The sequence below is a fragment of the Monashia sp. HAY1-11D genome (assembly GCF_056868035.1).
The window spans coordinates 4,328,639-4,355,285 of the sequence record NZ_CP200320.1 but is presented as its reverse complement, the minus strand read 5'-3'; the positions used below and the strand labels follow the sequence as shown (position 1 = coordinate 4,355,285).

28 protein-coding genes and 2 tRNA genes are annotated in these 26,647 nt (G+C 72.7%); 19 read left to right on the top strand and 11 right to left on the bottom strand.

Annotation, left to right across the window (positions count from 1 at the left end):
- Positions 1 to 30: 30 nt before the first annotated feature.
- Both AC1VM9_RS20115 and trmB read left to right on the top strand, forming a co-directional pair.
- On the top strand, positions 31 to 1,146 hold the full coding sequence (locus tag AC1VM9_RS20115) for a PP2C family protein-serine/threonine phosphatase (protein ID WP_481342527.1): 1,116 nt from the start codon (positions 31 to 33) through the stop codon (positions 1,144 to 1,146).
- Positions 1,147 to 1,262: 116 nt separating this feature from the next.
- The gene (gene trmB, locus AC1VM9_RS20110) at positions 1,263 to 2,039 is read left to right on the top strand and encodes a tRNA (guanosine(46)-N7)-methyltransferase TrmB (RefSeq protein ID WP_483123852.1); all 777 of its coding nucleotides are present in this window, start codon (positions 1,263 to 1,265) and stop codon (positions 2,037 to 2,039) included.
- A 198-nt stretch (positions 2,040 to 2,237) separates the two neighbouring features.
- Here the strand turns inward: trmB and AC1VM9_RS20105 are convergent.
- Positions 2,238 to 2,311, bottom strand: a tRNA-Pro gene (locus AC1VM9_RS20105).
- A 127-nt stretch (positions 2,312 to 2,438) separates the two neighbouring features.
- Between AC1VM9_RS20105 and AC1VM9_RS20100 the strand changes: the two genes are divergently transcribed.
- Positions 2,439 to 2,512, top strand: a tRNA-Gly gene (locus AC1VM9_RS20100).
- A gap of 45 nt (positions 2,513 to 2,557) precedes the next feature.
- Positions 2,558 to 2,923: a DUF2087 domain-containing protein gene (locus tag AC1VM9_RS20095; protein WP_483123850.1), complete on the top strand. Its 366-nt coding sequence runs from the start codon at positions 2,558 to 2,560 to the stop codon at positions 2,921 to 2,923.
- Here AC1VM9_RS20095 and AC1VM9_RS20090 read toward each other — a convergent pair.
- Positions 2,887 to 3,438: a hypothetical protein gene (locus AC1VM9_RS20090; protein ID WP_483123849.1), complete on the bottom strand. Its 552-nt coding sequence runs from the start codon at positions 3,436 to 3,438 to the stop codon at positions 2,887 to 2,889. The two genes, AC1VM9_RS20095 and AC1VM9_RS20090, sit on opposite strands and share 37 nt — an antisense overlap.
- Before the next feature lie 154 nt (positions 3,439 to 3,592).
- Here AC1VM9_RS20090 and tig point away from each other — a divergent pair, with 154 nt between their 5' ends.
- From tig to AC1VM9_RS20065, 5 genes are all read left to right on the top strand, one after another.
- Positions 3,593 to 4,966 carry a trigger factor gene (gene tig / locus AC1VM9_RS20085; protein ID WP_483124055.1) on the top strand — a complete coding sequence of 458 codons (1,374 nt, stop codon included), beginning with the start codon at positions 3,593 to 3,595 and terminating at the stop codon, positions 4,964 to 4,966.
- Between the two features lie 106 nt (positions 4,967 to 5,072).
- A complete protein-coding gene (locus AC1VM9_RS20080) occupies positions 5,073 to 5,366 on the top strand; it encodes a hypothetical protein (protein WP_481342523.1) in 294 nt (97 codons plus the stop codon).
- A gap of 218 nt (positions 5,367 to 5,584) precedes the next feature.
- Positions 5,585 to 6,226, top strand: coding sequence for an ATP-dependent Clp protease proteolytic subunit (locus AC1VM9_RS20075; RefSeq protein ID WP_076259080.1), 642 nt, complete (start codon positions 5,585 to 5,587; stop codon positions 6,224 to 6,226).
- Between the two features lie 29 nt (positions 6,227 to 6,255).
- The gene (locus tag AC1VM9_RS20070) at positions 6,256 to 6,909 is read left to right on the top strand and encodes an ATP-dependent Clp protease proteolytic subunit (RefSeq protein WP_481342522.1); all 654 of its coding nucleotides are present in this window, start codon (positions 6,256 to 6,258) and stop codon (positions 6,907 to 6,909) included.
- Between the two features lie 104 nt (positions 6,910 to 7,013).
- Complete coding sequence (locus AC1VM9_RS20065) at positions 7,014 to 7,268, top strand: acyl-CoA-binding protein (RefSeq protein WP_481342521.1); 255 nt, start codon at positions 7,014 to 7,016, stop codon at positions 7,266 to 7,268.
- 145 nt (positions 7,269 to 7,413) lie between these two features.
- On the opposite strand, the gene AC1VM9_RS20060 is transcribed toward AC1VM9_RS20065, so the two are convergent.
- Positions 7,414 to 7,581 (bottom strand): hypothetical protein, encoded by a 168-nt coding sequence (locus AC1VM9_RS20060; RefSeq protein WP_483123847.1) that lies wholly within the window; start codon positions 7,579 to 7,581, stop codon positions 7,414 to 7,416.
- A gap of 384 nt (positions 7,582 to 7,965) precedes the next feature.
- On the bottom strand, positions 7,966 to 8,253 hold the full coding sequence (locus AC1VM9_RS20055; protein ID WP_483123846.1) for a hypothetical protein: 288 nt from the start codon (positions 8,251 to 8,253) through the stop codon (positions 7,966 to 7,968).
- Between the two features lie 471 nt (positions 8,254 to 8,724).
- Here AC1VM9_RS20055 and clpX point away from each other — a divergent pair, with 471 nt between their 5' ends.
- Together clpX and AC1VM9_RS20045 are read left to right on the top strand one after the other, a co-directional pair.
- Positions 8,725 to 10,002, top strand: coding sequence for an ATP-dependent Clp protease ATP-binding subunit ClpX (gene clpX / locus AC1VM9_RS20050; RefSeq protein ID WP_481342519.1), 1,278 nt, complete (start codon positions 8,725 to 8,727; stop codon positions 10,000 to 10,002).
- Positions 10,003 to 10,085: 83 nt separating this feature from the next.
- Positions 10,086 to 10,730 (top strand): hypothetical protein, encoded by a 645-nt coding sequence (locus AC1VM9_RS20045; protein ID WP_483123845.1) that lies wholly within the window; start codon positions 10,086 to 10,088, stop codon positions 10,728 to 10,730.
- Positions 10,731 to 10,738: 8 nt separating this feature from the next.
- Here the strand turns inward: AC1VM9_RS20045 and AC1VM9_RS20040 are convergent, their stop codons facing one another.
- The 7 genes from AC1VM9_RS20040 to valS all read right to left on the bottom strand — a co-directional run bounded on the left by AC1VM9_RS20040 (position 10,739) and on the right by valS (position 17,877).
- Positions 10,739 to 11,335: a hypothetical protein gene (locus AC1VM9_RS20040; protein WP_481342517.1), complete on the bottom strand. Its 597-nt coding sequence runs from the start codon at positions 11,333 to 11,335 to the stop codon at positions 10,739 to 10,741.
- A gap of 5 nt (positions 11,336 to 11,340) precedes the next feature.
- Positions 11,341 to 12,624: a DUF58 domain-containing protein gene (locus AC1VM9_RS20035; protein ID WP_481342516.1), complete on the bottom strand. Its 1,284-nt coding sequence runs from the start codon at positions 12,622 to 12,624 to the stop codon at positions 11,341 to 11,343.
- Positions 12,625 to 12,628: 4 nt separating this feature from the next.
- A complete protein-coding gene (locus AC1VM9_RS20030; RefSeq protein WP_483124053.1) occupies positions 12,629 to 12,820 on the bottom strand; it encodes a hypothetical protein in 192 nt (63 codons plus the stop codon).
- On the bottom strand, positions 12,799 to 13,674 hold the full coding sequence (locus AC1VM9_RS20025; RefSeq protein ID WP_483123843.1) for an AAA family ATPase: 876 nt from the start codon (positions 13,672 to 13,674) through the stop codon (positions 12,799 to 12,801). The genes AC1VM9_RS20030 and AC1VM9_RS20025 overlap by 22 nt, the downstream gene beginning before the upstream one ends.
- A gap of 4 nt (positions 13,675 to 13,678) precedes the next feature.
- Positions 13,679 to 14,257: a hypothetical protein gene (locus AC1VM9_RS20020; protein WP_481342515.1), complete on the bottom strand. Its 579-nt coding sequence runs from the start codon at positions 14,255 to 14,257 to the stop codon at positions 13,679 to 13,681.
- Positions 14,247 to 15,026: a DUF4129 domain-containing protein gene (locus tag AC1VM9_RS20015; RefSeq protein WP_483123842.1), complete on the bottom strand. Its 780-nt coding sequence runs from the start codon at positions 15,024 to 15,026 to the stop codon at positions 14,247 to 14,249. The genes AC1VM9_RS20020 and AC1VM9_RS20015 overlap by 11 nt, the downstream gene beginning before the upstream one ends.
- A 181-nt stretch (positions 15,027 to 15,207) precedes the next feature.
- Entirely contained in the window at positions 15,208 to 17,877 is a 2,670-nt protein-coding gene (gene valS, locus AC1VM9_RS20010; protein ID WP_483123841.1) for a valine--tRNA ligase, read from the bottom strand.
- Positions 17,878 to 17,954: 77 nt separating this feature from the next.
- Here valS and AC1VM9_RS20005 point away from each other — a divergent pair, with 77 nt between their 5' ends.
- The 8 genes from AC1VM9_RS20005 (at position 17,955) to AC1VM9_RS19970 (ending at position 26,642) form a co-directional block, all read left to right on the top strand.
- Positions 17,955 to 18,731 carry a lysophospholipid acyltransferase family protein gene (locus tag AC1VM9_RS20005; RefSeq protein ID WP_483123839.1) on the top strand — a complete coding sequence of 259 codons (777 nt, stop codon included), beginning with the start codon at positions 17,955 to 17,957 and terminating at the stop codon, positions 18,729 to 18,731.
- A gap of 82 nt (positions 18,732 to 18,813) precedes the next feature.
- A complete protein-coding gene (locus AC1VM9_RS20000; protein WP_481342079.1) occupies positions 18,814 to 19,602 on the top strand; it encodes a TIGR03936 family radical SAM-associated protein in 789 nt (262 codons plus the stop codon).
- A 204-nt stretch (positions 19,603 to 19,806) separates the two neighbouring features.
- On the top strand, positions 19,807 to 23,100 hold the full coding sequence (locus tag AC1VM9_RS19995; protein ID WP_483123838.1) for an Rne/Rng family ribonuclease: 3,294 nt from the start codon (positions 19,807 to 19,809) through the stop codon (positions 23,098 to 23,100).
- Between the two features lie 125 nt (positions 23,101 to 23,225).
- Positions 23,226 to 23,534 carry a 50S ribosomal protein L21 gene (rplU, locus tag AC1VM9_RS19990; RefSeq protein ID WP_481342097.1) on the top strand — a complete coding sequence of 103 codons (309 nt, stop codon included), beginning with the start codon at positions 23,226 to 23,228 and terminating at the stop codon, positions 23,532 to 23,534.
- Between the two features lie 34 nt (positions 23,535 to 23,568).
- Positions 23,569 to 23,838 (top strand): 50S ribosomal protein L27, encoded by a 270-nt coding sequence (gene rpmA, locus AC1VM9_RS19985; protein WP_481345822.1) that lies wholly within the window; start codon positions 23,569 to 23,571, stop codon positions 23,836 to 23,838.
- A gap of 122 nt (positions 23,839 to 23,960) precedes the next feature.
- A complete protein-coding gene (gene obgE / locus AC1VM9_RS19980) occupies positions 23,961 to 25,493 on the top strand; it encodes a GTPase ObgE (RefSeq protein ID WP_481345821.1) in 1,533 nt (510 codons plus the stop codon).
- 23 nt (positions 25,494 to 25,516) lie between these two features.
- Positions 25,517 to 26,131 carry a hypothetical protein gene (locus AC1VM9_RS19975; protein ID WP_483123837.1) on the top strand — a complete coding sequence of 205 codons (615 nt, stop codon included), beginning with the start codon at positions 25,517 to 25,519 and terminating at the stop codon, positions 26,129 to 26,131.
- The gene (locus AC1VM9_RS19970; protein ID WP_483123835.1) at positions 26,022 to 26,642 is read left to right on the top strand and encodes a sensor histidine kinase; all 621 of its coding nucleotides are present in this window, start codon (positions 26,022 to 26,024) and stop codon (positions 26,640 to 26,642) included. The genes AC1VM9_RS19975 and AC1VM9_RS19970 overlap by 110 nt, the downstream gene beginning before the upstream one ends.
- The last annotated feature ends 5 nt before the right edge of the window (positions 26,643 to 26,647 follow it).

Genomic DNA, 26,647 nt, shown 5'->3' with positions numbered 1-26,647 from the left:
GGCTCCCCTCCAGCCCAGCAAGGGAGGCACGTGGCGACCAACGAGAGCATCGTCTCTCGCCGCTCGGGGTACGCTGCCGGACCGATCCGACGCCTCACGCACCTCGGTCCGTGGCTGTCGCGCGCCCCGTGGGTCATCGTCGGCATCTTCCTCGTGCTCGGCGTCCTCGCCACGAGCTCCATCTACGTCTGGCGCGACGCCGTGCCCTGGAGTGTCTACTGCCTCCTCGTCGTCGCAGCCGGGCTCTTCCTCGAGCCGCGGTTCCTCCTCGTCGTGTTCATCGGCCTCTTCCTCAGCATGGCGATCGTCGGGGTGTACCTCGGCGGCAACAAGCCGTCCACGACCGGTTCGCAGATCGTCACCGCGGCGACGATGCTGCTCATGCTCTGGCTCTCGCACGCACGCGCCCAGGTGGGCGTCGTCGGGGTCAGCGGCGAGTCGATGCTCGTCGACATGCGCGACCGGCTCCGTGCCCAGGGCGAGCTGCCGCAGCTGCCGCCGACGTGGCACGCCGAGGTTGCCCTCGAGTCGGCCTACGGCGACGGGTTCGCCGGTGACTTCGTCGTGGCGACGAGGTCGACCGACGGCCGCACCCTCGAGGTCGCCCTCGTCGACGTCTCGGGCAAGGGCCGGGAGGCCGGGACCCGCTCGCTGCTGCTGTCCGGGGCGCTGGGCGGCCTGCTCGGCGAGATGAGCGACCGGGCGTTCCTCCAGTCGGCCAACAACCACCTGCTCCGGCTGCGGTGGCCCGAGGGCTTCGCGACCGCCGTGCACGTCGCCGTCGACCTGGAGACCGGCAACTTCACCATCGGCTACGCCGGACACCCGGCTGCGGCCCAGTTCGCCGCCGGGTCCGGCCGCTGGCGGATGCTCAACGGGGGGCGCGGGCCGCTGCTCGGCGTCATCGAGCAGGCGCAGTACCCCCGCGAGTCGGGCACCATCCGTCGCGGCGACGCCCTCGTCCTCTACAGCGACGGTGTCATCGAGGCGCGTGACAAGGCGCTCGTCGACGGCATCGACCGCATGCTCGGCCGGGCCGAGTCGTTCATCCGGACCGGCTTCGAGGGCCTGGCCCAACGGCTGTGCGACCACGCCGCCGCGGGTCTGGGCGACGACCGCGCCGTCGTGACCATCTGGCGCAGCTGACGCGTCCGCGGGGGAGAGGGTCCGGCAGCCGGCCCGGCCCAGCTCCTGACTGCGGAACGCGACAGCGGGACGCGGCGGGATTCGGGGCCTCGGCGTCGCGTCACTACGATGCCCGCGTGGACGAGCATCCCGACGAGAATCGCGACGGGCATCCCGACGGGCATCCGGACGGGCATCCCGACGAGCAGACCGCTGCACGCCGCAGGGTGCACGAGGTCCCGGACCTGCCCGAGGGCGTCACCCCGGCGCGGGTGCGCAGCTTCGTGCGGCGCGGGCGCCTCTCGTCGCTGACGCTCGAACGCATGCAGACGCTCGCGCCGGCTCGTGCCCTGCGGCCCGGCGCCTTCGACCCCGTCGCAGCCTTCGGCCGCGTCGCCCCCGTCGTGCTCGAGATCGGCTGCGGCCACGGGCACGCCGCCATCGCCTACGCCCGGACCCACCCCGAGCACGACCTGCTCGCCATGGACGTGCACACCCCCGGCATCGCCCGGATGCTGGCCGACGCCGAGGCGGCCGGAGTGCCCAACCTGCGCGTGGAGGTGGGCGATGCCGTCCTCTTCCTCGAGGAGCGCGTCGGGGATGCCGTCTTCGACGCCGTGCACCTGTTCTTCCCCGACCCCTGGCGCAAGAAGAAGCACACCAAGCGACGGTTCGTCAGCCCGACCAACCTCGACCTGCTCGCCCGCGTCCTCAAGCCCGGCGGCCACGTCCTCGTCGCCACCGACCAGGACTTCTACGCCGAGCACGTCCTTGCGGAGGCCGCCGCCCACCCGCGCTTCACCGCCCGACGCGTCGAGCGCCCCTCCTGGCGGCCGGCCGACGGCTTCGAGGCCAAGGGCGTGCGCGCCGGGCGCACCATCAACGAGCTGCGCCTCGACCTGCTGCCCGCCTGACGCCCGGGACGACCGGACGCCGTCGCTCGTGCCTCGCTCCTCCCTGTCGGAGGGACCTTCGGTCGGGGCAACAGGCCGGCCTCTCCGCCGCGGCTCGTTCCTCGCCGCGGCAGCTCGACCTCCCTGCATCCTCGTGCCCCGGCGAACGAAAGGCCGGGCTGAGCGACTCCGTCGCTTCCCGCCCGGCCCTTCGTGACGTCGGGGCAACAGGATTCGAACCTGCGACCTTCCGCTCCCAAAGCGGACGCGCTACCAAGCTGCGCCATGCCCCGTTCGCGCCCGCCGGACGCGACGAACCCGCTGGCAGCGGGTCGATTTCGGCGGACCGGACGCGAACCAGTAGGCTAGCGCCTCGGATCACCCGGTCGGCGACGGCATGCCGCCACGACCAGCGCTCCTGCGGGCGTAGCTCAATGGTAGAGCCTCAGTCTTCCAAACTGATTACGCGAGTTCGATTCTCGTCGCCCGCTCCAGAAAGCCAGTGGCACGCGGCCTCGGCCGGTGCCTACCGTGGGCCGGTGCACCGCCCCGACCTGCAGGACGCCCTGCGCGACCGTGACGCCGTCCTGCGCGCCTTCCTCGCCTCAGACGGCTCGCTGACCGCCATCCCCACGAAGATCCGCAAGCGCCTCGTGGTCCTCGACCACCTGGCCCAGCACTTCGAGCCGGGGCGCCGCTACGACGAGACCGACGTCAACAACACGCTGCGCCGCTACCACCCCGACGTCGCCGCCCTGCGCCGCTACCTCGTCGAGGAGGGTTTCCTCGACCGCGCCGACGGCCGGTACTGGCGCAGCGGGGGCACCGTCGCCGACCGAGTCGAGCCGGAGCATGCGTCCCGGACGCGTCAGCCGGCCCGGAAGCCCAGCGCCTCGGACAGGTAGGACTCGGCCCCCTCGGCCTCGAGGCCCCTCTCCACGACGGCGGCGGTCCGGGGCGAGGGCCAGGCGTGGAGCCAGAAGAGCGCAAGGCCGCCCGGCAGCGCGACGAGCAGGGTGACCCACGTGCGCGGCGTGAACGCGAACGAGGCCGCGAACGCGACCAGCACCGGGGCCTCGGCGAGGGCCGTGCGCAGGATCGTCGTCGACGTGAAGTACCGGAGACTCGTGGCCTCCGCGTTCTCGCGCGGCAGGTCCGCGGGCAGGGCCGGGACCGTGTAGCCGAACCGGCGCACCAGCACGGCCGAGCCGACGAGGACGACGAGCACCACCGCGACCGCGGTCCACGACGGCATCGACCCGGCAGGGTCGACGAGGACGCGGACCGCCGAGAGCATCAGGGCACCGATGCCGACCATCCCGGCGACCATCTGCACCGGCCGCAGCGCCGCGAGGGTGCCGGACGCCGCCGGACCCACCGGGTCAGATGGGCCGGGCGAGGGGTGCGGCGACTCGCTCATGGGCCCCGAGCATAGGCGAGCGCAGCGGGGGCGCCGTCGGCGCATTTAGCCATCCGTCGTGCGGCCGATAGCATGGTGCGTCGGTTCCCTGTCCAGCGTCGGCGCCACCATCGAGAGCGCCGACCCCCAACCGCCCAAGATGGAGTACCCCGCAGTGAAGAGTGCCCTCGAGACCCTCAGCCCGACCCGGGTCAAGATGACCGTCGAGGTCCCGTTCGAGGAGCTCAAGCCGAGCCTCGATGCGGCCATCAAGCACATCGGCGAGCACATCCAGGTCCCCGGCTTCCGCAAGGGCAAGGTCCCCGCGCGCATCATCGAGCAGCGCGTCGGCCGTGCCGCAGTCCTCGAGGAGGCCGTCAACAACGCGCTGCCGACCTTCTACGGCCAGGCCCTCGAGGCCAACGAGGTCCGCCCCCTCGGCCAGCCGGAGATCACCGACCTCAAGGTGCCCTCGACCGACGGTGAGGACCTCAGCTTCACCGCCGAGGTCGACAAGCGCCCCGAGATCGAGCTGCCCGACTTCTCCGACATCGAGCTGACCGTCGACGAGGCCACCGTGTCCGACGACGACGTCACCAAGCGCCTCGACGACCTCCGCGCCCGGTTCGGCACCCTCACCGGCGTCGAGCGCGCGGTCCAGGACGGCGACTTCGTCTCCATCGACCTGTCCGCCCAGATCGACGGCGAGGAGATCGACGCCGTCAAGGGCGTCTCCTACGAGGTCGGCAGCAAGAACATGCTCGACGGTCTCGACGAGGCGCTCGTCGGTATGAGTGCCGACGAGACCAAGACGTTCACGGCGCCGCTGGCCGGCGGTGACCGCGAGGGCCAGGACGCCGAGTGCACCGTCACGGTGACCGCCGTCAAGGAGCGCGAGCTGCCCGAGCTCGACGACGAGTTCGCCCAGCTCGCCTCGGAGTTCGACACCCTCGAGGAGCTCAAGGCCGACCTCGCGCAGAAGGCGGAGATCGACGCCAAGTTCGCCCAGGGCGTCGCGGCCCGCGACAAGCTCCTCGACGCGCTCCTCGAGAAGATCGAGGTGCCGGTGCCCGAGGGCGTCGTCGAGGCGGAGGTGCACAGCCACCTCGAGGGCGAGGGGCGGCTCGAGGACGACGAGCACCGGGCCGAGGTCGACGAGAGCACCCGCAAGGGCCTGCGCACCCAGCTCCTCCTCGACGCCATCGCCGAGAAGGAGGAGGTGCAGGTCCAGCAGCAGGAGCTCATCGAGTTCCTCGTCATGAGCTCGCAGCAGTACGGCATGGACCCCAACGCCTTCGCCCAGCAGGTCGACAAGGACGGCCAGATCCCGGCGATGGTCGCCGAGGTCGCGCGCCGCAAGGCCCTGGCCACCGTCCTGGAGAAGGTCGTCGTCAAGGACACGGCCGGCAACACGGTCGACCTCAACGAGGCCGTCCCGGGCACCGAGGGTGACGAGGACGAGGCACCCGTCGCCGAGTCCAGCGAGTCCACCGAGGCCACGGAGGCCACCGAGGCCGCCGAGGTCGCCGGGGAGAAGGCCGACGCCTGACCCGTCCGCATCCGTCGCACGAACGGCCGGTCCCGCACGGGGCCGGCCGTTCGTCGTCCCCGGGTCTCGTCGGACGACGACGGCGGAGTCTGGGTACGTCACGGTCATGAGCACCCACGACGAGAGCAACACCGGCCTGACCGACAGCGACATCAACAGCCAGCGCCCCGACGGCTCCGGTGGCGAGGGCACGTCGGCGACGACGAGCGGCGAGTCCGACGGCAGCCCCGGCGGCATCGCGACGGACGAGGACGTCGACCGCGGCAACGCCGACGGCAGCACCCCGCGCGAGACGCCTCGCGAGGGCGCCCTCGAGGACGCACAGGACGTCGTCGACCAGCAGGCTGACCAGGCCAGCGCCACGGGCGAGTCCGGACAGGACAACGGCCTCAACGAGTGACCCGTCGCTGGACGATCGCCTGAGGCGACCGGCTGAGCGCCCGCGGCTTGCGCCGGGGGCGCTCAGGTTTGTGCGCTCACGGCGAACAGGGCGCGGTTCGGGAAATCTGCCCAGGGGGGCGCGCGTTAGGGTCAGTGACGAGCCGGCCGCAGACCGCGTCGCCCCTCTTCACGGGGGTCGCGTGGGCGCCGCGACCGGACAACTTCGACGATGGAGACATGGTGAACTCGGACATCTCCGCCAACGGCAACGGCCAGCCGGGTGGTCTGGACGACCACATCTACAACCGCCTGCTCAAGGAGCGGATCATCTTCCTCGGGTCCGACGTGCGCGACGACAACGCGAACGCCATCGCCGCCCAGCTGCTGCTGCTGTCGGCCGAGGACCCCGAGAAGGACATCTGGCTCTACATCAACAGCCCCGGCGGGTCGATCTCGGCCGGCATGGCCATCTTCGACACGATGAACTGGATCCCCAACGACGTCGCGACCGTCGCCATGGGCATGGCCGCCTCGATGGGCCAGTTCCTCCTGTCGGCCGGCACGAAGGGCAAGCGCTACGCGACGCCGCACGCGCGGGTCATGATGCACCAGCCCTCCGGCGGCATCGGCGGCACGGCGACGGACATCAAGATCCAGGCCGAGCAGATGCTCTACGTCAAGAAGCAGATGGCCCAGCTCATCGCCGAGCACACCGGGCAGACGGTCGACCAGATCGAGAAGGACTCCGACCGCGACCGCTGGTTCAGCGCGGAGGAGGCCAAGGAGTACGGCTTCGTCGACCACGTGTTCAGCCGCTCCGACCAGGCCGTCGAGGGGCGCGGCGTCGGTTCGGCCGACGCGAAGCCCGACGCCAACTGACCGCGGCCGCAAGGACTTTGGAGAAGACCATGATGATCGAACCCACGAACCGCCTCGCCGTGCCGCAGCCCTCGAGCCGTTACATCCTCCCGCAGTTCGAGGAGCGCACCTCGTACGGGATGAAGCGCTCCGACCCCTACAACAAGCTCTTCGAGGACCGCATCATCTTCCTCGGGGTGCAGGTCGACGACGCCTCGGCCGACGACATCATCGCCCAGCTGCTCGTCCTGGAGTCGCTGGACCCCGACCGCGACATCCTCATGTACATCAACAGCCCCGGCGGCTCGTTCACCGCGATGACCGCGATCTACGACACGATGCAGTTCGTCCGGCCCGACATCCAGACGTTCGTCATCGGCCAGGCAGCCTCGGCAGCCGCCGTCCTCCTGGGCGCGGGTGCCCAGGGCAAGCGTTTCGCACTGCCGAACTCCCGCATCCTCATCCACCAGCCGGCGCTCTCCGGCGGTGACTACGGCCAGGCCTCCGACATCGAGATCCAGGCCAACGAGGTGCTGCGCATGCGCACCTGGCTCGAGGACACGCTGGCCAACCACACGGGTCGCACGTCCGAGCAGGTGCGCCAGGACATCGAGCGCGACAAGATCCTGTCCGCCGAGGACGCCAAGGAGTACGGCCTCATCGACGAGGTGCTCGCCTCCCGGAAGGCCTCGCTCGAGGTCTGACCCGGAAGGACGCTCGGTGCCGTCGGGCCCGGTCCCTCGACCGGGCCCGACGGCACACCTGCTTGGATGGGACCGACCTGACGTCGAGCGTGGGAGGTCCAGTCATGGCGAGTGCCGAGTTCGAGCAGGCCGTCGAGGCGGTCAAGGGGCTGGCAGCCGACCCCGGCAACGACGTCAAGCTCAAGCTCTACGGCCTGTACAAGCAGGTGACCCAGGGTGACGTGACCGGCTCGCGACCCGGGATGATGAACCCGGTCGGCCGGGCCAAGTACGACGCGTGGGCGCGCCTGTCCGGCACCTCGCCCGAGGCCGCTGAGGAGCAGTACGTCGCGATCGTGCGCGACCTCACCTCCGCCTGACGCGTCCGGCCCTTCCCGCGCGGAACCGGACCACGTGGCGCGTTGTCGCGGCCGGTCGGGCTCGCTCGCCGCAACAAACGACCGCATGGTGCGTTGTCGCAGCCGGTTGGCGCCGCTCACCGGAGCAACCGACCACCTGGTGCGGTCAGGCGGGGACCGCGAGGTCCTCCGGCAGGCTCGGGAAGTGCAGCCGCCACGCGTCGGAGAGGCGCGGCACGGGCATGCCCTGGTCGCGCATCGCGGCCGCGATCCGGCTGAGCGTGCGGGCCGGCGTCCGGTAGACGTCCTGGAGCGCACGACGACGATGCGCCACCCGTCACCGTCCAACCACTCCCGCCGGTCGATGTCGCGGTCCCACTGCTCGTCGGAGTCGGCGTGCTGCCGGCCGTCGTACTCGATGACGAGCCGCGCGCCGGGGAAGGACAGGTCGAAGCGGAAGCGGACCCGGCCGTCCGGCCACCGGATGCGCTGGTTCACGACCGGTTCCGGCAGACCGGCCAGCACCATGAGCATCCGCACGCGCGTCTCCATCGGTGAGTCCACCTCGGCCCGCACGAGCGACGCGGCGCGCCGGGCCAGCCTCCGGGCCTGCCGCGGTACGCGACGGCCGCCTCGACCAGCTGCTCGGGCGTGACGACACCTGCCTTGACGAGCGAGTCGCCCGCGACGACGAGGTCGACGAGGCCCAGCTCGTCGCTCAGGTCGAGGAAGGTCGACGACGGCGCCCCAGATCGCGTGCGGCGGTGTGGTGCGAGGCCACGCTGCCCCGGCCCGCGACGAGGAGCCCGGCCCGTGCGAGGACGACCGGCGTGACCGGTTCCGAGGTCGCCACGTAGACGCCGCGGAGCAGGCGTCGGTAGCGGCTGGAGCGCAGGTCCCAGGCGCGGACGCCCGGCGGCGGGACGACGTGGCGTCGGCCGGTGCCCGGGTCGGTGCTCGTGGTGACCCGGAACGGGCCCCGGGGTGGCACGGCTGCGGGGGACATGGCCCGATGCCGGCGCAGAGCAGACCCGCCCCGGGCGGCTCATCCACACCCTCGGCACGGGCTCACGCGGCCGGTCACGTGGCAGCTCACATGGCCGCTCACGGGACGACGCATCGGGTCGGACGCGGCACGGCGCCACGTGGCGGCTTGTCGCGGTCGGTCGGTCGCGTCCAGCCCCACAGCGCGCCTGGTGGTCGCCTGTTGCGGTGAGGCGGCGTGGGCCGTCGACGGGCGCGCGTCGACGAACGCGCCGGACGCGGCGGGCCGAGCCGCGCAGGTCGCTGACCTGCACCGATTCGGCTGGAACGCGGTTCAACTGACACGTGCGTCGTTTGTCAGCCATCAGCGGACAAACGGCGTTGCGCGAGCGGGGGTGGGGTCCTCCGTCGTCTAATAGGAGGCGACCCCGTGGGCGAGCGGGGGCGCTCGGGCGCATCCGGCACCCGAGGTCGAGCGACCAGGAGTGATTCGGTGGCACGCATCGGAGAAGGCGGGGACCTGCTCAAGTGCTCGTTCTGCGGAAAGAGCCAGAAGCAGGTCAAGAAGCTCATCGCCGGACCCGGGGTGTACATCTGCGACGAGTGCATCGACCTCTGCAACGAGATCATCGAGGAGGAGCTCGCCGAGAACAGCGAGCTCGGCTTGGACCACCTGCCCAAGCCGCGTGAGATCTTCGACTTCCTGCAGAACTACGTCGTCGGTCAGGACACCGCCAAGAAGGCGCTCGCCGTGGCCGTCTACAACCACTACAAGCGCATCCAGGCCGGTGAGGGCCCCAAGCGCGACGACGAGCACGTCGACATCGCCAAGTCCAACATCCTGCTCATCGGCCCGACCGGCTCCGGCAAGACCTACCTGGCCCAGACCCTCGCCAAGATGCTCAACGTGCCGTTCGCGATCGCGGACGCCACGGCGCTGACCGAGGCCGGCTACGTCGGCGAGGACGTCGAGAACATCCTGCTCAAGCTCATCCAGGCCGCCGACTACGACGTCAAGAAGGCCGAGACGGGCATCATCTACATCGACGAGGTCGACAAGATCGCCCGCAAGAGCGAGAACCCGTCGATCACGCGGGACGTGTCGGGTGAGGGCGTGCAGCAGGCGCTCCTGAAGATCCTCGAGGGCACGACGGCGAGCGTGCCGCCGCAGGGTGGACGCAAGCACCCGCACCAGGAGTTCATCCAGATCGACACGACGAACGTGCTGTTCATCGTCGGCGGTGCCTTCGCCGGGCTCGAGAAGCTCATCGAGTCGCGGGTCGGGCGCAAGGGTCTCGGCTTCGGTGCCGCCCTGCACAGCCCGAAGGACCTCGCCGACGGCTTCGCCGACGTCATGCCCGAGGACCTGCTCAAGTTCGGCCTCATCCCGGAGTTCATCGGCCGCCTGCCCGTCCTGACGACGCTCGCGCCGCTCGACCGCCAGGCCCTCGTCAACATCCTGACCGCCCCGCGCAACGCGCTCGTCAAGCAGTACCAGAAGATGTTCGAGATCGACGGGGTCGAGCTCGAGTTCACCGAGGACGCCCTCGAGGCCGTCGCCGACCAGGCGCTGCTGCGTGGCACCGGGGCCCGTGGCCTGCGCGCCATCATGGAGGAGGTCCTCCTCCCCGTGATGTTCGACGTGCCCAGCGACGACGGCATCGCCCGGGTGGTCGTGACGCGCGAGGTCGTCCTCGACAACGTCAACCCGACGATCGTCCGGCGGGAGGCCGAGCCGCGGGCCAAGCGTCCGCGCAAGGAGTCGGCCTGACCGCCACCGCCATCCGCCACCGCCATCCGGCCGCGGCGTCGCACCGGTCCTTGACGCGGGTCCCGACGGGAGGTTGACCGCCCGTGGTCGCACCGTTCCGACTGCGCTCCGGTGACCCGGCGCCCGTCCAGCAGACGTCGACGACGTGCGGGTCCGCCTCGCTCACGGTGGCCCGGATGCTCGTCGACCCGGCCTTCGCGCAGTGGATCCGCCTCGGGGTCCCGCGCGACCCGGACGCCCCAATGGACCGCGGCACCGAGGCGGAGCGCTTCGCCGCCTACGAGCAGGTGGTCGCCCGGCGCACCGGCGGCCTGTTCGGCGGGGGAGGGCGGCCGCAGCTGCCGTGGCCGCGCTCGCTCGGCACGTCGCCGTGGGGCGCCCGCAACGAGCTGCGGTTCGGGGCCGGGGCGCACGGGGCCAGGTGGCAGGTCCAGTGGTTCCGGCTCGGGTCACGTGCGCGGCTCGAACGGGCCTACGACCACCTCGTGTCCGCCGTCGGCCCGGGACGCCCGGCCGTCCTCTACATCGGCAGCCCGACCCTGCCGCGGCACGTCGTCCTCGCGCTGCCGGCGACCGGCTCCGACGGGCTCGACGTCTACGAGCCGTCGGTCGGACGCGTCGTCGGGCTGCCCCGCGAGGCCTTCGTGACGCGCCGGCTCCGGCTGGCCGGCTGGGACGTGCCGTGGGCTGCGGTCCACGACGTGGCCGGTCCGCCAGGGGCGGCCTGACAGACGGGTCAGCTCGGCTCTGCAGGCGGCTCGGTGCGCAGCAGGAGCAGTCCGGCCGACAGGCCGAGCACGCCGACGACGAGCGCGGCCGGCGCGGCATCGCCGACCCGGCCCGCGAGCACCCCGGCGAGGGCCCCGACCGGGAGCGCGGCAGCGGCCGCCAGCCCGGTGCGCCTCGCCCAGCGGAGGAGCTCGGGTCGATCGAGCTGGGTGGCCGGCGGCACCGACGCGCCCAGGGCGGCGGCGGCGTGCCCGACCGCGACTCCGGCCGCGGCGGGCAGGCTCCACCACGAGAACGAGGCCTCGGGCGTCAGGGTGAACCAGCCGAACAGCATGAGTCCCCAGTAGGCGAGCGGCAGCGCCGACCCGACCCACGACAAGGTCAGCAGCGGCACGAGCGCGAGCAGCCAGTAGAGCCCCTCGAAGCCGCCGGCCGCGCGGTGCAGCGACACGAGGTAGACGAGCGCGCCGAGGACGTGGACGACGGCCACCCCGAGCTGGCTGGCCGACCACTCCGGCCCGCCGAGGCGCAGGGTCCAGCGGGAGCGCCGCGGTGGGTGGGAGGCCCCGGAGCTCGGCGGCGTCGTGGAGGAGGGTCGACCCATCCCGGTCACCGCCTCGCCAGCCGGGGTGCGCGGGCACGCCGGGCGATGTCGCGCAGCACCTGGTCGAGTGAGCCCGGCCCGCGCCAGGCGACCACGGGGACGCCGCGCAGCCGCAGGCTGTGCACCTGCGCCTCGCGCTGCAGCAGCCGCAGCCGCCACGCGGTCGACTCGTAGGGGTTGCCGGAGGGGTCGGTGAGATGGTCCGGGAAGGTGTCGACGACGACCACCGTCAGGCCTCGCGCGGCGAGGGTGTGGGCGATCGTCACCATCGTGGGCTCGACGAGCGGGGACAGCACGAGGCACAGCGCGTTCGGGTCGACGCCCCGGATGGCGGCCTCGCCGGTGTCACGCCGCTCGGTGGCCGGGGAGATCGCCGCGAGCGTCTCGAGGACGCGGCGCAGGTGGTGGACGCCGGAGCCGACTCCGAGCGTCGGCACCCGGGCGGCCCCGACGGTCCGCAGCGTCAGCCGGTCGTTGCCCGACAGGAAGTGCTCGCTCATCGCGCCCGCGGCACGGACCGTGACGTCGAGGCTGGTCGGACGCCCGTCGATGCCCTCGCGCGGGCCGAGGTCGCTGAAGGCGTCGACGAGGAGGAAGACGTGGGCGTCCTCGTCGGTGTACGTCGAGGTGACGTGGAGGACCCCGGTGCGCGTCGAGACCGGCCAGTGGATGCGACGCAGCCGGTCGCCCGGGTGGAACCGGCGGATGGTGTTGAACTCCGTGCCCGACCCGGGCCGGTTCGAGCGGTTGAGCCCGACGACACCGCGCGGGTGCGGGGTCGGCGCGCTCGCGTCGAAGAGAGCGGGCAACGGCAGCGTGCCCAGCTCGAGGTCGGGCAGGTCGGTGGGCCCGACGCGGAAGGCGCCCCACGGGCTGGACAGGACGACGCTGACCGTCCCGACGCGTCGGCGCCCCCACCGGGTGGAGCGCACCGCGACGACGGCCCGCCCGTCGTCGAGCGGCACGATGCCGGTCGACGGCTTGCGCTCGAACCAGGGCACGCTCGCGAGCATGGCGACCCCGTGGGCCTCGTGGAGGGCGGGGTCGGTGGTGACGACGATGTTCGTCGCCTCTCCCTCGCGCAGGGTGCTGGTCTGCAGGTGGGCCGAGGCGCTCACCTCGCTGCGCGGACGGGCGAGGTGACCCCACACGGCTGCCACGGCGAGCGGGGTCGCGAGGACGAGCAGGTCCGCGTGACGGCTCAGCACGCCGAGGACGGCGAACGCCGCCGCGAGGACGATCGCGCGCTGGTGCGCCGCCGTCGGGGCCCACGACCCGAGCGGGCGCACGGGCTCAGGCTCCCGGCCGGTGGCCGGCGCCCTCGCGCGCGGACGGCGCCGGCACCGTGCGCAGCAGCCCGCCGACGAGCGCGGCCCCGCTGACGTTGCTCATCCACAGCTCCGGCTTGACGGTGACGCGATGCGCGAGCACGGGCACGGCGACAGCCTTGACGTCCTCGGGGGTCACGTAGTCGCGGCCGTCGATGACGGCGTACGCGCGCGCGCACAGCAGCAGGCCGAGGGCGCCCCGGGGGAGGCGCCCATGAGCACGTCACCGTGGGTGCGGGTCGCCGCGGTGAGCGCGACGCAGTACCGGCCCACCGACTCGTCGACGACCGTCGCCTCGATGGCGGCCTGCATGGCGAGCAGCTCCTCCGGGCCGACGACCGCGGGCAGCTCCTGCTCCTCCTGACGCCGGGCCATCCGGTTGGACAGGATCTGCCACTCCTCGTCGAGGCTCGGGTAGCCGAACGAGACCCGCATGAGGAAGCGGTCCAGCTGCGCCTCGGGCAGCGGGTAGGTGCCCTCGTACTCGACGGGGTTGGCCGTCGCGAGCACGTGGAAGGGCCGAGGGAGCGGGAAGGTGCGCCCCTCCACCGTCACCTGCTTCTCCTGCATCGCCTCGAGCAGCGCAGCCTGCGTCTTCGGCGGCGTGCGGTTGATCTCGTCGGCGAGCAGCAGACCCGTGAAGAGCGGGCCCGGGCGGAACTCGAACTGCCGTTCGCGCTGGTCGAAGACGAAGGAGCCGGTGATGTCGCCGGGCAACAGGTCCGGAGTGAACTGGGCGCGCTTGAACTCCAGGCCGAGCGTCTGGGCGAAGCTGCGGGCCGCGAGCGTCTTGCCCAGGCCGGGGAAGTCCTCCATGAGGACGTGGCCCCCGGCGAGGATCCCGGCGAGGACGAGCGTCAGCGACTCGCGCTTGCCGACGACGGCCCGGTCGACCTCGTCGAGGATCGCGGCACTGAGCGCACTGACACGCGACAGGTCCATCGACGGCTCCCGGCGCGGGTCCGCCGGGGCCTTTGCGACCGGGGGCGTCTGGGGGTCGATCTCGGTCATCGGTTCACCACTGCTCGATTCGTCGGAGGATCGGGTCCAGCCTGTCTGGACGGTAGAGGTCGGCTGGGGGCAGGCCGACGAGCAGCTCCCACAGCTCGGGCGGCGTGACGCCCTCGGACCAGCGCGGCTCCTCCTCGGCGACGAGGCCGTGCCGGGCGTAGAGCCGCTCACGGACCAGCTGCTGCAGCTGCACGTGCAGGTCGTGGACGAGGGCCTCGCGCCCCTCGCCGCGGGTGTTGGCCGCTTCCAGGCGCGCCGACAGGTTGGCGACCCGGAAGTCGTTGCCCCGCCCGCCCGAGCCGAGCTCGCCGTCGACGAGGGGCCACACGGTGCGCCCGAGTGAGCCGACGTGGTCGATGACGTGCCAGGCGACGACGAAGACGGCGACGAGCACGGTGAGCACCCGTGGCGCGTCGGGCATCAGGCCGAGCACGGCGGTGACGGCGAGGAACCCGAGCCAGGTGAGCAGCACGGCCAGGATCCGCCGACGCCACGGGGCGAGCGTCTCGCGCAGGCCGGCGACCACCACCGTCGACCCGGATCCGGGTGCGGCGTGGCGTCCACCGCGCAGGTCAGCGGCCACCGTCGGCCCCCTCGGCCCCCTCGGAGGCGGTGCTGGAGGCGGTGCTGGAGGGGGTGCTGGAGGCGGCACCGCCCGGGCCGGACGCGTGGGCCGCGGCGATCCGCTCGAGGTCCGCGTGCAGCACGCGCAGGTCGGCCACGGCGCGGTCGCGGTGCGCCTCGCCGAGGTCGTGCACCGAGAAGCGCGCCTCACGGTAGAGGGCCGCGAGGTCGGCGAGCCGGTCGGGGTCGACGGCCCACGTGCCGATGACACGGGCGGTGTACTCGGTGGACGTCTCGGCCGGGTCGCGCGGCAGGCCGGTGGCCGCGGCTGCGGTCTCGAGGCTGAGCCAGGCCGCGACGATGGCGTTGCGCGGCTCGCCCGTGAGCAGCAGCTCGATGCCGGAGCGGGCAGACGCGAGCAGCTCCTCGGGCACCGTCGGCGCCTCGAAGCCAGGCTCCTCGTGGCGACGCACCTGGGGCCGTCGCAGCAGCGCGATGACGACCTGGGCCAGCGCCGCGAGCACGACGAGCGCGACGAGGGCGATGACCACCTGCACGAGCAGGCCCCAGAGCGGTGAGGGTGTGCTCGGCACGATGCCCGTCGTCGGTGTGCCGGCCGAGTCGGAGGGCGTGGCCGACACGACGGACCTCGTCGGCAGCACCGAGATCGTCTCGGTGCTGACCGGCCGGGACAGCACCGGCACCGAGGGTCCCGTCGCGGCGACGACCAGCGCGACCGCGACGACGATCCCGGCGGCGGCAGCAGCGACCGTCCCCCGTCTCGACATGCGGGCCACCCTATTGCGCGGGGGCGGTCCGTACGGGAGCGACGCCGGTGATCGTTGTCGTCCTGACACGTGGCGGGGGCCCGAGGGAGGGACGGCGGAGGGTCGGGCAGAGGGCCGGGCGGAGGGCCGGTCGGGAGGGCCGGTCGGGCGGCCCCCGGCGAGCCCACCCCGCACTCGGGCCTCAGGCCTTCGGCGCGCCCGGCTTCTCGACCGGCAGGAGCTCGGCGTCGCGGACCTCGATGCCGTCGCCCTCGACGTAGCCGAGCTCGGTGACGCGCCCGCTCGCACGCAGGTCCGCCTCCGCGGCCCGCACGCGCTCGAGCTCGTCGGGCAGCCCGACGAGGGTCATGGTGCGCACCTCGGCGCGCATGCCGAGCTTGGCCTCGGACTTGACCTTGCGCACCGCGGCGAGCGCCTCGCCGACCGTCGCGAGCAGAGCCGGGTCGCCCCCGGCCGGCAGCGCGTCGCGCGTCGGCCAGGACTGGCGGTGCAGGGAGCCCTCGCCGAACCAGGACCACACCTCCTCCGTGGCGTACGGCAGGAACGGGGCGAGCAGCCGCAGCAGCGTGTCGAGCGCGAGGCGAAGGGCGGCCCGCGCGGATGCGGCCTCCTCCTCGCCCTGGCCACCGTAGGCGCGGTCCTTGACGAGCTCGAGGTAGTCGTCGCAGAACGTCCAGAAGTAGGTCTCGGTGACCTCGAGCGACCGGGTGTAGTCCCACGCCTCGAAGCCGTGCGTGGCCTTGTCGACGACGTCCCCCAGGGCCGAGAGCATCGACAGGTCGAGGGGGTTGGTCACCGCAGCGCGGAGGTCACCGGACACCTCACCGAACCCCAGCGCGAACTTGCTCGCGTTGAGCACCTTGATGGCGAGGCGTCGACCGACCTTCATCTGTCCGGTGTCGTAGGCCGCGTCCGTCCCGAGGCGACCCGAGGCCGCCCAGTAGCGCACCGCGTCGGCGCCGTGCGCGAGGACGACGTCCTCGGGCGTCTCGGCGTTGCCCTTGGACTTGCTCATCTTCTTGCGGTCCGGGTCGAGGATCCAGCCGCTGATCGCGGCGTGACGCCAGGGGGCCACCCCGTGCTCGAAGTACGACCGCGTCACGGTGGCGAAGAGCCAGGTCCGGATGATGTCGTGGCCCTGGGGGCGCATGTCGTACGGGAACACCGCCGAGAAGAGCGCCTGGTCGGAGCCGAGCCGGTCCTCCTCGGCGGCGCCGTCGCGCACCGGCCAGCCGGCGGCGATCTGGGGCGTCAGGGACGAGGTCGCCCACGTGTCCATGATGTCGGGGTCGGCCACGAAGCCCCCGGGAACACCGCGCTGGGCCTCCTCGTAACCCTCGGGCACGTCGATCTGCGGGTCGACGGGCAGGGCGGACTCCGGCGCCACGATGGGGTGGTCGTAGTCGGTCTCGCCGTCGGCGGTCACGGGGTACCAGACCGGGAACGGGACGCCGAAGAACCGCTGGCGGCTGATGAGCCAGTCGCCGTTGAGGCCCTCGACCCAGTTCTTGTAGCGCGAGCGCATGAAGGCCGGATGGAAGTCGACGTCGTCACCCATCCCGACGAGCTTGGAGCGCAGGGCCTCCTCACGGCCGCCGTTGCGGATGTACCACTGGCGCGAGGTGACGATCTCGAGGGGCTTGTCGCCCTTCTCGTAGAAGTTGGCCTTGCGCTGGGTCTTCTGCGGCTCGCCGTCGAGGTCCCCGGACTCGCGCAGCGCCGCCACGACGGCCTCGCGCGCGCTGAAGGTGGTCTTCGTCGCGAGCTGCTCGGCGTAGAGCCGCTCGCCGGGGCCGCCGGCGATCCACTCGGGCGTCTCGGCCTGCAGGCGCCCGTTGCGGGTGACGAGCGAGCGGATCGGCAGCTGCAGCTCGCGCCACCACAGCACGTCGGTGAGGTCGCCGAACGTGCAGCACATGGCGATGCCGGCGCCCTTGTCCATCTCGGCCGCGGCGTGGGCGAGCACCGGCACCTCGACGCCGAACAAGGGGGAGGTGACCGTCGTGCCGAACAGCGGCTGGTAGCGCTCGTCGTCGGGGTGGGCGATGAGGGCGACGACCGACGGGATGAGCTCCGGTCGCGTCGTCTCGATGTGGACCGGCTCGGCCCCGGCCCGGTGGAACGCGACCCGGTGGAAGGCTCCCGGGTAGTCGCGGGCCTCGAGCTCGGCCTGGGCCACGGCGGTCTGGAACGTCACGTCCCAGAGGCCGGGCGCCTCGGACTGGTAGGCCTCCCCGCGCGCGAGGTTGCGCAGGAACGCCTGCTGGGCCACGGCGCGGGAGCGCTCGTCGATGGTCCGGTAGGAGATGTTCCAGTCGAGCGAGAAGCCGAGGCGGCGGAAGAGCGACTCGAAGGCGACCTCGTCCTCGACGGTGAGCACGTCGCACAGCTCGATGAAGTTCTTGCGGCTGATCGGCTGCTGGTCGGCGGCCTTGATCGCCTTGCCCCTGGCGTCGACGCCCTCGGAGAACGGCGGCTCGTAGCCCTCGACGTACGGCAGCGTGGCGTCGCCGCGCACGCCGTAGTAGTTCTGCACCCGGCGCTCGGTGGGCAGGCCGTTGTCGTCCCAGCCGATGGGGTAGAACACCTCGAGGCCCCGCATCCGCTTGTAGCGCGCCATGCAGTCGGTGTGCGTGTACGAGAACACGTGGCCGACGTGCAGGCTGCCGGACGCGGTGGGCGGCGGCGTGTCGATGGCGAAGACCTGCTCGCGCGGCAGCGCCAGAGCGCGCTCACGGTCGAAGGCGTAGGTCTGCTCGTCCTTCCATACCTGCATCCACTTCTCCTCGAGGCCGTCGAGCGTGGGACGCTCGGGGATCCGCGAGGTCGTGGGTGCAGGTGCGTCAGTCATGCACCAATCCTTCCATGTGGCCCACCGTGCCCTCGACCGCCTTCCGGGTCGCCGACGCGGCAGGGCAGAGTGTCCCCATGGAACCGGTCTACTCGTCGGTCATCGGGTTCGCGCGGGGCCTGTTCGCCATGCAGGGGCTGCGGTTCACCATCCTCGGGGAGGAGAACGTCCCTCGGGTCGGTGGCGCCGTCATGGCGGTCAACCACATCGGCTACCTCGACTTCGCGTACGCCGGGCTGGCCGCCCGGAGGTCGGGCCGGCTGGTGCGGTTCATGGCCAAGGACGGCGTCTTCAGCCACCCCGTCAGCGGTCCGCTCATGCGCGGCATGCACCACATCCCGGTCGACCGCACGGCCGGCGCGGCGTCGTACGCAGCGGCCGTCGAGGCGCTGCGCGCCGGCGAGATCGTCGGCGTCTTCCCCGAGGCCACGATCTCGCGGTCCTTCGAGCTCAAGGCCTTCAAGAACGGCGCGGCCCGGATGGCGGCCGAGGCCGGCGTGCCCCTCCTGCCGACGGTCGTCTGGGGCTCGCAGCGGGTCTGGTCCAAGGGGCTGCCGCGCCGGCTCGGCCGGACGAACGTGCCCATCCTCGTCAACGTCGGCGAGCCGGTCCCGGTGCCCCGCGACGCCGACCCGGACGAGGTCACGCAGCGCTACAAGGCCGTCATGCAGGAGCTGCTCGACATCGCCCGCGCCGCCTACGAGCCGCTGCGCGGGGCGGACCTGCGCTACCTGCCGGCCAGCCTCGGCGGCACCGCCCCCACGCTCCAGGAGGCCGACCGGCTCGACGCCGAGGAGGCGCAGGAGCGGCGCCGTCGGGCCGACGAGCGCCTGGGCTTCGGCTCCGACGACTGACGCGGGGGACCGCCGGTCGGGCCGCCGGTCCGCCGCTTCGGCCCGTCGGACGGGTGCGCGGCGGCGCGGTAGCGTTCCGCGCATGGCTCGTCAGGCTCGTCAGCGCGTCCCAGAGGGTCCGGCCCCGGACCCGGTGGTCCAACGCCTCCGCATCCGCTACACCAAGCGCGGACGCCTGCGCTTCACCTCGAGCCGCGACTTCCAGCGGGCGCTCGAGCGGGCCCTGCGCCGGGCCGACGTGCCGATGGCCTTCTCGGCGGGGTTCCACCCGCACCCGAAGATCAGCTACGCCAACGCGGCCGCCACCGGGACGGCGAGCGAGGCGGAGTACGTCGAGATCGCCGTCACCGCGCGCGTCGACCCCGAGTCGGTCCGCGTCGCGCTCGACGAGGCGCTGCCCGACGGCATCGACATCGTCCAGGTCGTCGAGGCGCCCGCGGGGGCGCTGGCCGACCGGCTGCAGGCCAGCGACTGGCTCCTCGTCTTCGCGGGGGTCCCGCTCGAGGTGCTCGCCACCGCGGTCGAGGCGCTCCTCGCCCGTGAAGCGGCCGAGGTGACCCGCCTGACGAAGTCGGGGCCCCGGACCTTCGACGTCCGCGGCGCGATCGTGGCCGCCCGCACCGGTCGCGCGGGCGACGTGGCGGCGGACGACACGCCCTCGGCGGTCCTCGCCTCGCTCGCCATCCCGGCGGACTGTGCGATACTGCGCATGGTCGTACGACACACCACACCTGCCGTACGCCCCGACGACATTCTGACCGCGCTGCGTGAGATCGCCGACCTGCAGCCTCCGCGTCCGCCCCTGGTGACGCGTCTGGCGCAGGGACCGCTCGACACCGCAACCGCGAGGGTGGCCGACCCGCTGACATGACCAAACCAGGCATGACGACGAACCGGCTGCCGACGAGAACGCCGACGGCACGAGGGACCGGGGCCGCGCCCAGCGCGAACCGGGACCGGGTGTAACGCATCGACTTCCGTCCCGGGCAACGGGACGACAGGAACCGCGTTTCGAGCGGTGGCGACGGCTCAGGCCGCGGTGTGGGTCACACCGCTCCTGACGGGAGGCTGCCGGATGGCACCCAACGACACCACTGCTTCGACCGAGACCACCGAGGGCGGGGCCGCCCCGAACCTCTTCGACGCCGAGGCGGCCGCGCCTGCCGCCGACGCGCCCGCTGCCACGCCACGCAAACGGGCCTCGCGCCGCGTCACGAAGAAGGCGGCCGCGCCCGCGCCCGCAGCAGACCCCGACCCCTCGGAGGCCGGGGGGTCCACGCAGGCCGCTGAGCCGACCGAGGACGCCGCTCCGGCGCGTACGCCGCGCAAGCGCGCGAGCCGGGTGGCGAAGGCGGCCGCCTCCGCGGACGCCCCGAAGGCGACGCGTACCCGGCGCACGAAGGCGGCGGCCGGACCCGACGCCGCCGACGGTCGCGACACCGGGGACGGCGGCGACACCGGGGACCGCAGCGAGGCCGCCGGCACCGCCGCGCCCGCGTCCGACGCCACGGCCGGGGAGACCGGCGAGAGGACGGACGGCAGCGACCGCGCCGCCGCAGCCCTCGAGGAGCTCGTCGCGAGCGTCGACGCCCGGGGCTCCCTCGACGCGTCCATCGACGCGTCCGTCGACGAGCTCGACGATGCTGTCCACCCCGATGAGGACGAGGAGGACGAGGAGAGCGAGGAGGGCGGGGAGCAGGCCGCCGACCCGCTGGCGGTGGTCCCGAGCTTCAGCGTGCTCTTCCAGGCACCCGACACGAGCAGCGTCCCCACGCGTCGCACGCGCACCCGCCGGCCCGAGCCCGAGGAGCAGGCCACGGCCGACGAGCACGAGGTGCCCGCCGACGCCGATGCCGACCGCCACGAGGACGAGGCGGACGAGCGCCCCGAGGCCGGCACCGAGGACGCCACGGCGCGTCGCTCGCGCCGTCGCCGCGGGGGCAAGGGGCGTCGCGGCCGCGGCTCGGAGGCCGACGGCGGTGACGAGCTCGAGGACTCCGCGGACGAGCCGACGGACGAGTCCACCGACGAGGCCACGGACCACGAGCCCTCGCCCGAGCCGGAGAGCAGCCGTGGCCGTCGCCGCCGCAGCCGTGCCGCGACGGACGTCAAGGAGGCCCGGGACACCCGCGACGCGGACGCCTCCGGGGACGAGGCCGCGGCCGATGACGACTCCGAGGGTGACGAGGAGACGGGCTCGAGCCGCCGCCGGCGCCGCCGGCGCCGTGCCGGGTCGACCGCGGACTCGTCCGACGAGACCCCCGGCGTCTCGACCCGTGTGCGCCAGCCGCGCAGCGACGAGCCGGTCGCCGTCAAGGGCTCGACCCGCCTCGAGGCCAAGAAGCAGCGTCGGCGCGAGGGCCGTGAGGCCGGCCGCCGTCGCACGATCATCACCGAGGCCGAGTTCCTGGCCCGGCGCGAGGCCGTCGACCGCGTCATGGTCGTGCGCAACAAGGACGGCCGCACCCAGATGGGCGTCCTCGAGGACGGCGTCCTCGTCGAGCACTACATCGACCAGGCCACCAACGTCTCGATGGCCGGTAACATCTACCTCGGCCGCGTCCAGAACGTGCTGCCCTCGATGGAGGCGGCGTTCGTCGACATCGGCAAGGGCCGCAACGCCGTGCTCTACGCCGGCGAGGTCAACTGGGACGCCGCCGGCCTGGAGTCCGGCCAGCCCAAGCGCATCGAGAACGCGCTGAGCTCGGGCCAGACCGTCCTCGTCCAGGTGACGAAGGACCCGATCGGTCACAAGGGCGCGCGCCTCACCTCGCAGATCTCGCTGCCGGGCCGCTACCTCGTCTACGTGCCGAACAGCTCGATGACGGGCATCAGCCGCAAGCTGCCCGACACAGAGCGGGCCCGCCTCAAGAAGATCCTCCGGGAGGTCGTGCCCGACACCGCCGGCGTCATCGTGCGCACCGCCGCCGAGGGCGCGAGCGAGGAGGAGCTGCGCGCCGACGTCGAGCGCCTGACGTCGACGTGGGAGGACATCCAGGCCAAGGCCGAGGCGGCCTCGACCCCGCGCGCCGGCAAGAGCAAGGGCAAGAAGAAGAACGGTGGCACCGGGTCCGCGACCGGCGGCTCGGCCCCTCTGCTCCTGCACGGCGAGCCGGACCTCACGGTCCGGGTCATCCGCGACGTCTTCAACGAGGACTTCAAGCAGCTCGTCGTCTCCGGCGAGCAGGCCTGGCAGGAGATCCACCCGTACATCTCGTCGGTGGCCCCCGACCTCGCCGACCGGGTCACGAAGTGGACCTCCGAGGAGGACCTCTTCGCCCACCACCGCGTCGACGAGCAGCTGTCCAAGGCCATGGACCGCAAGGTGTGGCTGCCCTCCGGCGGCTCGCTCGTCATCGACCGCACCGAGGCGATGACCGTCGTCGACGTCAACACCGGCAAGTTCGTCGGCTCGGGCGGCAACCTCGAGGAGACGGTCACCAAGAACAACCTCGAGGCGGCCGAGGAGATCGTGCGCCAGCTGCGGCTGCGCGACATCGGCGGCATCATCGTCATCGACTTCATCGACATGGTCCTCGAGAGCAACCGCGACCTCGTCGTGCGACGCCTGCTCGAGTGCCTCGGCCGGGACCGGACCAAGCACCAGGTCGCCGAGGTGACCTCGCTCGGCCTGGTCCAGATGACGCGCAAGCGGGTCGGGTCCGGCCTCATCGAGGTCTTCTCGCACGTGTGCGAGCACTGCAACGGCCGCGGCTACGTCATCCACACCGATCCGGTCGACAAGGGCGCCCACCAGCAGCCCGAGTCCGCCGGTGAGAGCCGTCGCCGCGGCGGACGTGCCTCGGGTGGCTCGGGTGGCTCGGGTGGCTCGGGCGGCTCGGGCGGTTCGGGGGCCGGTTCGAACGGTGGGTCGACCGGCGCCGGCGGGTCCGACCATGCCGCGCCTGCCGACGCGCACCGGCCGTCCGGCCCGACGGCGGCCCAGATCGCCGCCGCCGCTCACGCGGCTGCGGTCAAGGGCGCGGCCGTGGCCGCCGACCAGATCGAGCGGCTCGAGCACGCCGTCGAGTCGGCCGAGGGGCACCCCGACCTGGCGCGCGTCGGGGGGCACGACCCGGCGTCGGTCGACGGGCACCCGCACGTCGTCGCCGCGCCGGCGGAGCGCCCGCAGGCGGAGCAGCAGCAGCAGCCCGCCCAGCCGACGGAGTCCGCGCATCCGACGCATCCGACGCAGCCGACGGAGCCGACGGAGCCGACGCAGCCGACGCAGCCGACGCAGCCGACGCAGCCGACGCAGCCGACGCAGACGGCGACCCGGGGCCGACGCCGCCGCGGCCGTGTCGTCGCCCCGGCCGGCCCGCCACGCGGCGGCGCCGGTGACGGGTCGGACGGCTCCGGCCCCGCCTGACCTCGGTTTGGAGCAGCACCGCCCGAGCCGGTACTCTTGATCCTTGGTGCGCCCACCGGGCCCGTGTTGACGGGCCGGTTCCGAAAGTGGCGATCCACCCCTGAACGAAGAGAGTGAGTTTCACTGTGTACGCGATTGTTCGCGCTGGCGGTCGCCAGGAGAAGGTCTCGGTGGGCGACGTCCTGCTCATCGACAAGGTGACGGGTCAGCCCGGCGACGCCGTCGAGCTCACGCCGCTGCTCCTCGTCGACGGCACGACCGTGACGTCGGATGCCGCGAAGCTGTCGAAGGCGTCGGTCACCGCCGAGGTCGTGAAGGCCGCGAAGGGCCCCAAGATCACGATCATGAAGTACAAGAACAAGACCGGCTACAAGAAGCGTCAGGGCCACCGCCAGCCGCTGACCCAGGTCAAGATCACCGCGATCGACGCCTGACCGGGCCGACACAGACCTCACAAGGAGCAACGACATGGCACACAAGAAGGGTGCGTCCTCGACCCGCAACGGTCGTGACTCGAACGCACAGCGACTCGGCGTCAAGCGCTTCGGCGGCCAGCAGGTCAATGCCGGCGAGATCCTCGTCCGTCAGCGCGGCACGCACTTCCACCCGGGTGAGGGTGTCGGCCGCGGTGGCGACGACACGCTGTTCGCCCTCGTCGCCGGCGCCGTCAAGTTCGGCAGCAGGCGCGGCCGCAAGACCGTCAACATCGAGCCGGTCGAGGTTGCCGCTGCGGAGTGACGCTCCTGTCACAGCAGACCTCGTGGAAGGGCGGGCCGCGCTGGCCCGCCCTTTCGCATGTCCGCCGCATCCGGCCCGCGTGACCCACCGAGCCGACCACCCCGATCTGGAAGAGTGAACCCATGGCAGTGACCTTCGTCGACCGTGTCGTGCTGCACCTGGCAGCCGGCAACGGTGGCCACGGTGTCGCGTCGGTCCACCGTGAGAAGTTCAAACCGCTCGGCGGGCCGGACGGCGGCAACGGGGGGCACGGCGGGTCGGTCGTGCTCCGCGTCGACCCGCAGGCCACGACGCTGCTCGACTACCACCGCCACCCGCATCGCAAGGCCGGCAACGGCGCGCCCGGTGCGGGCGATGAGCGCAACGGCGCCGACGGCGCCGACCTCGTCCTGCCGGTGCCCGAGGGCACGGTCGTCAAGGACGCGTCGGGCGGCATCGTGGCCGACCTCGTCGGCATGGGCACCGAGCACGTCGTGGCCCGCGGTGGTCGGGGCGGGCTCGGCAACAAGGCGCTGGCGTCGACCCGACGCAAGGCGCCGGGCTTCGCGCTGCTGGGGGAGCCGGGGGAGGAGATCGACGTCGTCCTCGAGTTGAAGACGCTCGCCGATGTCGCCCTGATCGGTTTCCCCAGCGCGGGCAAGTCCTCGCTCGTGTCGGTGCTGTCGGCGGCCCGGCCGAAGATCGCCGACTACCCGTTCACGACGCTCGTTCCCAACCTCGGCGTCGTCACGGCCGGCTCGAGCCGCTTCACCGTCGCCGACGTGCCCGGACTCATCCCCGGTGCCCACGAGGGCAAGGGCCTGGGCCTGGAGTTCCTGCGCCACGTCGAGCGCTGCTCGGTGCTCGTCCACGTCATCGACTGCGCGACGCTGGAGCCGGGGCGCGACCCGATGACCGACCTCGACGTCATCGAGAACGAGCTGTCGCTCTACGTGCCCGACGCCGACCTCGGTGGCCGCCCCATCTCCGAGCGCACCCGTGTCGTCGTCCTCAACAAGGCCGACGTGCCCGAGGCCCGCGAGCTCGCGGAGCTGGTCAAGCCCGACCTCGAGGCACGCGGCCTCGAGGTGTTCGTCGTGTCGGCGGTCGCCCACCAGGGCCTGAACGAGCTGACGTACGCCCTCGCGCGCCACGTCGAGGCGGCGCGCAAGGAGATCGAGGCCGAGGCGGCCCTGCCCAAGCGGGTCGTGCTGCGTCCGCGGTCGGTCGACGACCAGGGCTTCGCGGTGACGAAGGAGAACGGCCCCGACGGACCGTTCTACCGCGTCACCGGCGAGCGGCCGGTCCGCTGGGTGCGCCAGACCGACTTCAGCAACGACGAGGCCGTCGGCTACCTCGCCGACCGGCTCGCGCGCCTCGGCGTCGAGGAGCAGCTGTACAAGGTCGGCGCGGTCGCGGGCGACACCGTCGTCATCGGCGCCACCGACGACGCCGTCGTCTTCGACTGGGAGCCGACGCTGCAGTCCGGTGCCGAGCTGCTCGGCGTGCGCGGCAGCGACCTGCGCCTCGCCGACAGCGCCCGCCCGACGCGCGACGAGAAGCGCGAGGCGATGCGGGACCGGTACGCCGCCCGCGCCGCGACGCAGGAGGAGCTCGACGCCGAGCGTCGTTCCGGCCTCTGGCACCTGCGCGACGAGGAACCGGGCGACGCCTGACGGTCCGCCCGTAGGGTGGGCGCATGAGCTCGTGGGGCGCGCTGCTGCGTCGCGGTCACCTCGGCACGCAGGCCGACCGCGCCGCGTACCGGACGCTGCACACGGCGCTGCTCGCGTCGCCGCCGTTGCGGGCGGGCCTGACGCCCCAGTCGGCGGAGCGCTCGCTCAAGCACCTGCGCTCGCTGCTCGGTGCGCCGGCCGTCGCGATGACCGACACGACCCGGCTGCTGGCCTGGGAGGGCGGCAAGGCGCACCACTCCACCCAGCCGGTGCCGGTCGCGGCCGGCACGCTCCAGCACGGCCGGGCCACCGTCGTCGGGGGTCCGGACGTCGCGTGCGCCGAGCCCTCGTGCATCGTGCGGCAGGCCGTCGTGGCGCCGCTCGACGTCGACGAGAAGGTCGTCGGCACCCTGCAGGTCTTCACCGACCAGGCCTCGGCGAGCCTGGTCCGCGCGACGAACGAGGTGGCCCGGTGGGTGTCCGGGCAGCTCGAGCTCGCCGAGCTTCGACGCGTCCCGGACCCGCCTCATGGAGGCCGAGGTCCGGGCGCTGCGGGCCCAGATCAGCCCGCACTTCGTCTACAACTCGCTGACCGCCATCGCCTCGTTCACCCGCACCGACCCGGAGCGGGCCCGTGAGCTGCTCCTCGACCTCGCCGAGTTCACCCGGTACTCCTTCCGGCGGCACGGCGAGTTCACGACGCTGGCCGAGGAGCTGCGCTCGATCGAGGCCTACCTCGTCATCGAGCGGGCCCGCTTCGGCGACCGGCTCACGGTGACCGTGCGGGTCGCGCCCGAGGTGCTGCCCGTCGTCGTGCCGTTCCTGTGCCTCCAGCCGCTCGTCGAGAACGCCGTGCGTCACGGCATCGAGGGCCGCGCGGGGCCGGGGGAGATCAGCATCCTTGCCCAGGACGTCGACCAGGAGTGCGTCGTGACGATCGAGGACAACGGCGTCGGAGAGGATCCCGAGCGCGTGCGCCGCGTGCTGTCCGGCGACCCGGCGAGCGACTCGGTGGGCCTGGCCAACGTCGACGAGCGGCTGCGCGCGGCCTACGGAGACGAGTACGGTCTCGTCGTCGAGACCGCCCGCGGCGCGGGGACCAAGGTCGTCGTCCGGCTTCCGAAGTTCAGGCCCGGGGTGCACGTGTGAGGCGA

Bases quoted from the DNA above. Each gene is read 5' to 3' on its own strand.
- AC1VM9_RS20090 (WP_483123849.1), bottom strand. From the start codon at position 3,438: ATGAGCGAGTCGCCGCACCCCTCGCCCGGCCCATCTGACCCGGTGGGT.
- AC1VM9_RS20080 (WP_481342523.1), top strand. From the start codon at position 5,073: ATGAGCACCCACGACGAGAGCAACACCGGCCTGACCGACAGCGACATC.
- AC1VM9_RS20075 (WP_076259080.1), top strand. From the start codon at position 5,585: ATGGTGAACTCGGACATCTCCGCCAACGGCAACGGCCAGCCGGGTGGT.
- AC1VM9_RS20070 (WP_481342522.1), top strand. From the start codon at position 6,256: ATGATGATCGAACCCACGAACCGCCTCGCCGTGCCGCAGCCCTCGAGC.
- AC1VM9_RS20065 (WP_481342521.1), top strand. From the start codon at position 7,014: ATGGCGAGTGCCGAGTTCGAGCAGGCCGTCGAGGCGGTCAAGGGGCTG.
- AC1VM9_RS20055 (WP_483123846.1), bottom strand. From the start codon at position 8,253: ATGTCCCCCGCAGCCGTGCCACCCCGGGGCCCGTTCCGGGTCACCACG.
- AC1VM9_RS20040 (WP_481342517.1), bottom strand. From the start codon at position 11,335: ATGGGTCGACCCTCCTCCACGACGCCGCCGAGCTCCGGGGCCTCCCAC.
- AC1VM9_RS20025 (WP_483123843.1), bottom strand. From the start codon at position 13,674: ATGACCGAGATCGACCCCCAGACGCCCCCGGTCGCAAAGGCCCCGGCG.
- AC1VM9_RS20015 (WP_483123842.1), bottom strand. From the start codon at position 15,026: ATGTCGAGACGGGGGACGGTCGCTGCTGCCGCCGCCGGGATCGTCGTC.
- valS (WP_483123841.1), bottom strand. From the start codon at position 17,877: ATGACTGACGCACCTGCACCCACGACCTCGCGGATCCCCGAGCGTCCC.
- AC1VM9_RS20005 (WP_483123839.1), top strand. From the start codon at position 17,955: ATGGAACCGGTCTACTCGTCGGTCATCGGGTTCGCGCGGGGCCTGTTC.
- AC1VM9_RS20000 (WP_481342079.1), top strand. From the start codon at position 18,814: ATGGCTCGTCAGGCTCGTCAGCGCGTCCCAGAGGGTCCGGCCCCGGAC.
- AC1VM9_RS19995 (WP_483123838.1), top strand. From the start codon at position 19,807: ATGGCACCCAACGACACCACTGCTTCGACCGAGACCACCGAGGGCGGG.
- rpmA (WP_481345822.1), top strand. From the start codon at position 23,569: ATGGCACACAAGAAGGGTGCGTCCTCGACCCGCAACGGTCGTGACTCG.
- obgE (WP_481345821.1), top strand. From the start codon at position 23,961: ATGGCAGTGACCTTCGTCGACCGTGTCGTGCTGCACCTGGCAGCCGGC.
- AC1VM9_RS19975 (WP_483123837.1), top strand. From the start codon at position 25,517: ATGAGCTCGTGGGGCGCGCTGCTGCGTCGCGGTCACCTCGGCACGCAG.
- AC1VM9_RS19970 (WP_483123835.1), top strand. From the start codon at position 26,022: ATGGAGGCCGAGGTCCGGGCGCTGCGGGCCCAGATCAGCCCGCACTTC.